Origin of the sequence: Trichocoleus sp. DQ-A2 (genome assembly GCF_039961915.1) — a bacterium.
Lineage (GTDB): Bacteria > Cyanobacteriota > Cyanobacteriia > Cyanobacteriales > FACHB-T130 > FACHB-T130.
This window is the reverse complement of sequence record NZ_JAMPKD010000006.1, coordinates 273,430-280,207: the sequence shown is the minus strand read 5'-3', so window position 1 is coordinate 280,207 and position 6,778 is coordinate 273,430. Positions and strand designations below refer to the sequence as shown.

The window sequence follows — 6,778 nt, the reverse complement described above, 5'->3', positions numbered from 1 at the left end:
AACTTAATTGAAATCTTATGGAAGTTTATGAAATATGAATGGATAGAGATAGAGGCTTATCGGGACTGGAAAAGTTTAGTAAAGTATGTCAAAAATGTGCTAAAAAAAGTCGGGACCGAATATGTAATTAATTTTGCTTAAGCACTTACATCAATTTCAATGTCTATGTAGTTAGGAGCTTGAGAAATATTGGCAGGAGGTAGGCTTCCACGTCTCATCATCAGATCGAAAGTTCCTTTCAATGCAGCCCGAACCTCCGGTGACTCAAGGTATTTCTGCGGTTGTTTGAAACGTACACCAATAAGTACACAACTCGCCTCTATGGCTCGTTGATATAAAGGGGCAACCGGAAAATTGAGTAGAACTCCACCATCTACTAGCTCCTGTCTCCGGTCAAGGCGTGGTATTGGTTTGAAGAGGCCAGGAATCGAAATCGAAGCCCGTACTGCAAATGAAACAGTCGTGTGTGGTTCTGTATCTTTATCAAAAACTACCGGGTCTCCTACTGAGTTGTTCAGGTCACAAGCAATAATAGCTAAGTAGATTTCCCGAAACTGATACAAATCAGCAAAGGTAATATCAGATGGCTTCCCTGGAACATTTTTACCTAGCTGATCTCGCAGCCATCCATGAAAACGCTTCCCGTCGCTGTATGCATCTTGCTCAATAACCAATTTCCACCACTTTTGACAATTCACATACTCAGACCAGTTGAGCTGATGAAAGAGATCAATGGTATGAGCTGGATTGAATCCAGCAGCACAGAGCGCAGAAACAATTGAACCAGCAGATGTTCCGGCTGTACCAATGATGTTGAACTGTTGCGATACCTCCTGCCATGCACCGAGATGTGCCATCCCAAGTGCGCCACCACCTTGAAACGCGATGTATGCTGACGGTTCATTTGATATATCTGTCATCATCTACCTGCTATTCACGTCGCGTACTATTATGGCTTAGTACTTGCCTCATTATGCAAGTAGTAGGTAGGGTGGACAAACTACAAACTTCATGAATGATTTTGCTTTCTGCCGCGTCACTCTATTGAATGAGAATTACTGCCTCTTCTGCCTTGGTATTTAGCGCTTTTTTCAATTCTTGCCCAACTTTCCCAATCAGTTCGTCAAAAGCTTCCTGATTCTCTGTTAGTTGTTGTCTGAAAACCTTCTCTAACTCAGGTTTCATCTGCTCGCAAGTAGAGTCGATCTTGCTATCGCTCAAAAGAAGAGAACGAGTCCAACTCGGAACATCTACCTTTGTCTTAATTGCTTCTTGGGTTTTGCTGCGGGTGATCTCCACTCCGGCGGCAAGAACTGAGGCACCGTAAATTAGCACGATGGGCCAGGTCAAATGTCCAGTTAAAATTAGAGCGATGATGCTACCAACAGTCCCTCCACCAATTACCACATTGACGATAAATCCTACCGTTTCGGCAAGAATAGTGTCGCCAATCGATAGGTCAGGACTAACGACATCAGGGTCGATACTTTCCTCAAACCTTAAGCTACTTCTGGGTATCTGAAACTTTTGGCAAATCGGGTCGGTTTCTTCAGCTAATTCAGGTTGGATCTTGCTGTTAAACCAAGTGGCGCATTGAGTATTGACGATTTGCCGAGCGCCAGGACTTTCAATCCACTGCTCCGCCTGCTTTTTCATAGACTCTTCCAAATCAGCCAAAGTGCGTATTTTGTTGTTTTGCCAGTTTTTCAAACTTGGTTGAATTGTGCTTTCAATCAGCCCCTCTGATAGTGGCTTAGCCAGCAATTCGATTAACTCTGGAATATGTTTTTTGACTAAGTCTTTTAACTTCTTGGAATCAAATAGTGTATTGACCTCTTCTTTAAAGGCAGCAGCACGCAGATCCCATCTTCCTACCCGCGCTAAACCCAAGGCAATGCATCGTTCGGGTTCTGGATCGGGGCGAACTTGAGTATCTGGTTCCGGGAAGATTTCCTCGCAAATCTGGCGCGTAAATTTCATCCGGGATGCACCCCCAGTCATCAGCAAAAGTTGCGGTACAAAGCCTTGTTGATCCAGCCTTTCTTTCGCCTCGTTTACTGCTTCCCGGAAGGAATGAAGCCAACTCTTGCCACCCAATTCTGGCAAAGGTTGGTTCAAGATTTCATCCATAATCGCTTTATTAACTTGAGGCACAAAGTAAATCTGTTCGTTGATCGACTCAAAGCCGCGTGCAAAGGATTGTGGATTGCTGTATACCTGTTCGTTAGAAAAGTAATCTTCCTTAGCTTTGCGGCAAGCAAGTTCGCAACGCGCTTGGTGATGGGGATATGCCTTAAATACTCTTTCCAGTAACGCTTTCTCCTCGTGGTTAGCGAGAGTCTGGGCAAAAATCGCTTTATCGATGAGAGAAGCTCCCAGCGCATTACTTCCAAAATCTATAGGGATTTCGTGCAAACTCTTAACCAGAGTAAAATCCGTAGTTGAAGAGCCGATATCAACAATTAGCACCGACGATTTAAGTTTGTCATAAGAAAGCTTTCCGGCTTCCTTTGCTTGCATGAAAGCCGCCCGCGACTCTGGGACAACACTGATTAAAGGAATACCAGATTCCTTTAGTAACTTTTGGTATTCTTCTCGTTCTTCAACAGACCATCCTGAAGGGCAACCAACATAAAATTGGCTGGTTTCTCCACCTTCAATCTGTTTGCTTTCTTTCAAAAGACGATAGTAAGTTTCTAGAAACTTGCTGATTGTTTCGCGATAAGTTGGGTCGGTATTTGGTTTTTGTTTAAAAGCGATTTTGAGCTGAGTAACGCCAGCTTGGATTAATGCTTGTTCTCCAATTAAATAACCGATATCGGGATGCCAAGCTAGGGCTGTGATTTGAACTTTTTTATTATTAACTTCAAGCATGCTTGGCGGCTCGATACTCTCCACTCTCGCCTGAGCGACAGCGGTTTCACCGTGCCCCAGATCGAATCCGATAGTTTCTAAAACTTCCATTTTTATACTTTCCGCTAATCAACCAGGTACAAATTTCTGAATAATTCCCCTATTTTTAAGGAGGCTAGAGGGAACTTCCATCGTTTGCTGAAATTTTTGCTCCCCCCAAACCCCTATGGAAAGGGGACTACGAAACAAGGGAAATACTGTCTAAATGAAGACTTTGCGACTACAAACAGCCACGATGACAAGACATCTTACTCTCTAGCCTCAGAGTACGCTGGCTCAATCACTCGACCGCGTCGGAGCAAGCGATCGCCTTTAAACAAAGCGGGAGTTATCGTTACAGACTCTTTCGCGGCAGGATCGATACTTGGCTCGAAATCAAAATACTCGCGATGCGTATCGTCCCCTTGGTAAATCTGAACCCGAATTCCCTGCTCCATTAAAATCTGTGGCAGCAATTTGGTGAGTTGAAGCGACATCTGGGGTTTCTCCAGAATTGACGCACCCATAAGTCTCTGAAGCAGATTCAACAGTTCTGGTAGCTCTTCTATTCCACTAGCATCCAGCGGTTTTTTGACTTCCTGAGTCCGGGCGACTGCCAAATCAATGGTGTTTAGCGCATCGGTCAGGTTGTCCAGAAAGACTTGGCTATCAACGCGAACGATCGGCTGGGGCGCTTCTACAGGTTGAAGAGAAACTGAACGATTGGCGCGATCGCGTTTATCGATTTGGAACACCACTTCTAGTCCAACCAGCAGAGACACCAGCAAGATATCCATCCAAGCTCCTGGCGCATCTGAAGCCAAGGAGAATAGAGAATCTAAAATGCCTATGCAGATGAGTCCCTGTAGCACTTTCAGGATTATGGTTTTGGGAGAAACCTTTCTGGCTGGGTTAGCACTCTGCTGAGGCTCTGGCTCCGAAATTGCCTCATTAGCAGCGGTGAGAGTCCCCAAGGACTGCCGCAAAGTGTCCAGGAATAAAGAAGCCAGACGTACCTGAGCGACGCTTAACTCGCCAACGTAACTGCTCTGAATATTATCGAGTCGCTTTTGAACCAGCTTAACGACCTGCTCCGGGCTAGTTGCCTTATCTATCTCTGTCTGAACTTCGCTCCGTTCTTTGGTAAAAAGTGTATATAGTGTTTTCATCGCAAATTAAGACTTCAGCTTTGCTTAAATATTGAACAATCGGTTATTTTACTAAAATTTTATATGAATGCTGAAGCTATTTTTACAAATTAATTTTTAGGAATTTTTTTTAAGTTTAACAAGCTAATCAAGATTTTTTTGAAGAAGTCATCTTTTGAGTTTACTTAAACAGTGGCAAATTTAATTTAAAACTTTCTGTTTATCTTGATACTTTATCTATAATAACTCGGTAATAGTGGCAAATTTAATTTAAAACTTTCTGTTTATCTTGATACTTTATCTATAATAACTCGGTAAGGGATACTTCTATTTTCCTTACCAGACAGAAGTTCTAAGAAGAGCTTCCTGTATGGTACTTAACTATAAAGATAACTTTTACGGCTGATTCCAACTTCTACCCTAAGGAACAGCGCGATCGCTAGTGGATTATCAATGGCATTCTAGCGATCGCGCTCAGGAGAATTAGAGCAGAAGCAGCGGAGCGATCGCCTTGATATAGTAACGTTGAGCAAAATTAGTTAACTTAATTAAGCTTTACTGTTAAAATAGCTGCTACATATTTTTATTTTGGCTGGAATTGCCAAGCAGAGTTTGATTGCATACTTCTGGGGCAAATTTTAGCGAACTGATGAGAATGCTAAATTCTACTTTAGAGTGAAACTAATAAAAAAGAAGTCGCTCTAAGGTACGGAAAAGAGAACTCGCTTTGGACGTATAACCGAACCTACTATTTTTTGAACTCCTGTTAAGCTCAAGCCACCTTTTGAGATTGAGCATCATGGGAAAAGTAGCTGGAATTAGTTTAGGTGCAACAAATTCTTGTATTGCAGTGATGGATGGTAAGCAACCCATCGTCATCACCAACGCTGAAGGATTTCGCCTGACTCCTTGTGTTGTAGCTTACACTAAGAACGGGAACAAATTGATTGGTAGGATTGCTAAACGTAACGCACTGATGCAGCCAGACAACAGCTTTTACGCTGTTAAACGCTTCATTGGACGCAAATACGATGAAGTTATCGACGCAGCAGATAAAGTTTCTTACCAAGTTCTACCCAATAGCAATGGCGGCATTAAAATCAACTGTCATCATATAGGCAAAGAATTTACCCCTGAAGAAATTTCTGCCCAAATTCTGCGTAAACTTGTCGATGATGCCAGCAAATATTTTGGGGAAGAAATAACTCAAGCGGTTCTTACTGTTCCTCCCTACTTCAATGATTTTCAACGTCAAGCCGTCAAAGAGGCTGGCAAATTAGCGAATTTAGAAATCCTCCGCGTCATCAACGAACCGAATGCTGCTTGCCTTGCCTACGAACTAGATAAGAAAAACAACGAAACTATTCTCGTCTTTGACTTAGGCGGTAGCACGTTAGATATTAGTGTTCTGGAAGTAGGTGATGGTGTATTTGAAGTTTTGGCTAGCAGCAGCGACCCTGACCTTGGTGGTGACAACTTCGACCAAAAAATTATCGATTGGCTGATTAACCAATTTCAAAGTCAAGAAGGTCTCGACTTACGCCAAAATATACAGGCTTCCCAGCGGCTTACAGAAGCAGCCGAAAAAGCAAAAATAGAGCTTTCCCTCCTTACGCAAACAGAAGTTGACCTACCCTTTATTACAGCCACCCCGGATGGGCCAAAACATCTCAATGCTACCCTCACTAGAACTGAACTTGAAAAAATGTGTTCTGAGCTTTTAGCTCGCTGTATCGTTAACATCGAACAAGCAATTAAACAGGCGAAACTAAGCCTTAGTGACATTAACGCTGTTGTCCTAGTTGGTGGTTCTAGCTGTATTCCGGCTGTCCAAGACTTAGTGCAAAAAGTGACAAATCAAGAACCCTTGAAAAGCATTAACCCGGACGAGGCTGTAGCGATTGGGGCTGCTATTCAGGGGAAAGTAGCCAGAAGGGACAATTCCATTTATTGCATGAGGGATGTCACTTCTTTATCTTTGGGAATCGAAACTATAGAGGGGACTATGACAAGAATCATCCCCCGTCATAGTACTATTCCTGTCATCAAATCTCAAAAATTTTATACTGCCACTTATGGACAAACCAGTGTAGAAATAAATATTTTAATGGGGGAACGAGAATTCGCTAAAGATAACAAAAAGTTAGGGATTCTTCGATTAGATGGGATTCCTCTAGAGAGAACAGAAGTTCAAGTAACTTTCGACATTGATATCAATGGTATTCTGAATGTTTATGCCAAAGAAATAAGCACGGGAAAAGAGCAATCAATTAGCATTATCGGCGCTTCCACTGTCCCTGCATCTGAAGTGGAGAGGATATTGAGAGATGCAGAACTCAATGTCGAAGCCGATCGCATACTTCGTCAAAAAATTGACATTGCGAACTTAATAGAAGCTCGTAAAAGTGAAGGACAAAAACTTAAAAGTTACGCATTGAAACTTACACCCAACATTGGCGCAGATTTTAGAACTGAAGATTCGACAAAGAGCAACGATGCTTATCGGGTTCTTTTTAATTTGACGAATCAACTGGTAGAGCAAGTGCTTGCTGCCCAGAAAAGGCAAATCGAAGGGTTGTTAAAGGATTTAGAGAAAGCGATCGCTCAAGGGAATTATGATCAGATCACTTCGCTTGGTAATGAATTGCAACAACTTATGATGCAGATAGGTGATGCTGCTTCGCCAAGAGCGATCGCGACTATTGACGATGAATTCTATGAAGTGATTTGAGATGTAA

At 42.5% G+C, this 6,778-nt stretch carries 4 protein-coding genes and 1 pseudogene; 2 read left to right on the top strand and 3 right to left on the bottom strand.

Translation table 11 applies throughout. The features are described from left to right. Nucleotides 1-141: pseudogene (locus NC997_RS08190) on the top strand (IS630 family transposase); the annotation flags it as partial. On the opposite strand, the gene NC997_RS08185 reads toward NC997_RS08190, so the two are convergent. The 3 genes from NC997_RS08185 to NC997_RS08175 form a co-directional block, all read right to left on the bottom strand. Beyond that, nucleotides 138-923 carry a patatin-like phospholipase family protein gene (locus NC997_RS08185; RefSeq protein ID WP_190530433.1) on the bottom strand — a complete coding sequence of 262 codons (786 nt, stop codon included), beginning with the start codon at nt 921-923 and terminating at the stop codon, nt 138-140. The pseudogene NC997_RS08190 and the gene NC997_RS08185 overlap by 4 nt on opposite strands. A gap of 118 nt (nt 924-1,041) precedes the next feature. Continuing rightward, nucleotides 1,042-2,964, bottom strand: coding sequence for a hypothetical protein (locus NC997_RS08180; RefSeq protein WP_190530431.1), 1,923 nt, complete (start codon nt 2,962-2,964; stop codon nt 1,042-1,044). Nucleotides 2,965-3,161: 197 nt separating this feature from the next. Then, nucleotides 3,162-4,061, bottom strand: coding sequence for a hypothetical protein (locus tag NC997_RS08175; protein WP_190530428.1), 900 nt, complete (start codon nt 4,059-4,061; stop codon nt 3,162-3,164). Between the two features lie 778 nt (nt 4,062-4,839). On the opposite strand from NC997_RS08175, the gene dnaK reads away from it, so the two are divergent. After that, complete coding sequence (gene dnaK / locus NC997_RS08170; RefSeq protein WP_190530426.1) at nt 4,840-6,771, top strand: molecular chaperone DnaK; 1,932 nt, start codon at nt 4,840-4,842, stop codon at nt 6,769-6,771. The last annotated feature ends 7 nt before the right edge of the window (nt 6,772-6,778 follow it).

Coding starts and splice junctions, on each gene's coding strand:
- NC997_RS08185 (WP_190530433.1), bottom strand. CDS start 923: ATGATGACAGATATATCAAATGAACCGTCAGCATACATCGCGTTTCAA.
- NC997_RS08180 (WP_190530431.1), bottom strand. CDS start 2,964: ATGGAAGTTTTAGAAACTATCGGATTCGATCTGGGGCACGGTGAAACC.
- NC997_RS08175 (WP_190530428.1), bottom strand. CDS start 4,061: ATGAAAACACTATATACACTTTTTACCAAAGAACGGAGCGAAGTTCAG.
- dnaK (WP_190530426.1), top strand. CDS start 4,840: ATGGGAAAAGTAGCTGGAATTAGTTTAGGTGCAACAAATTCTTGTATT.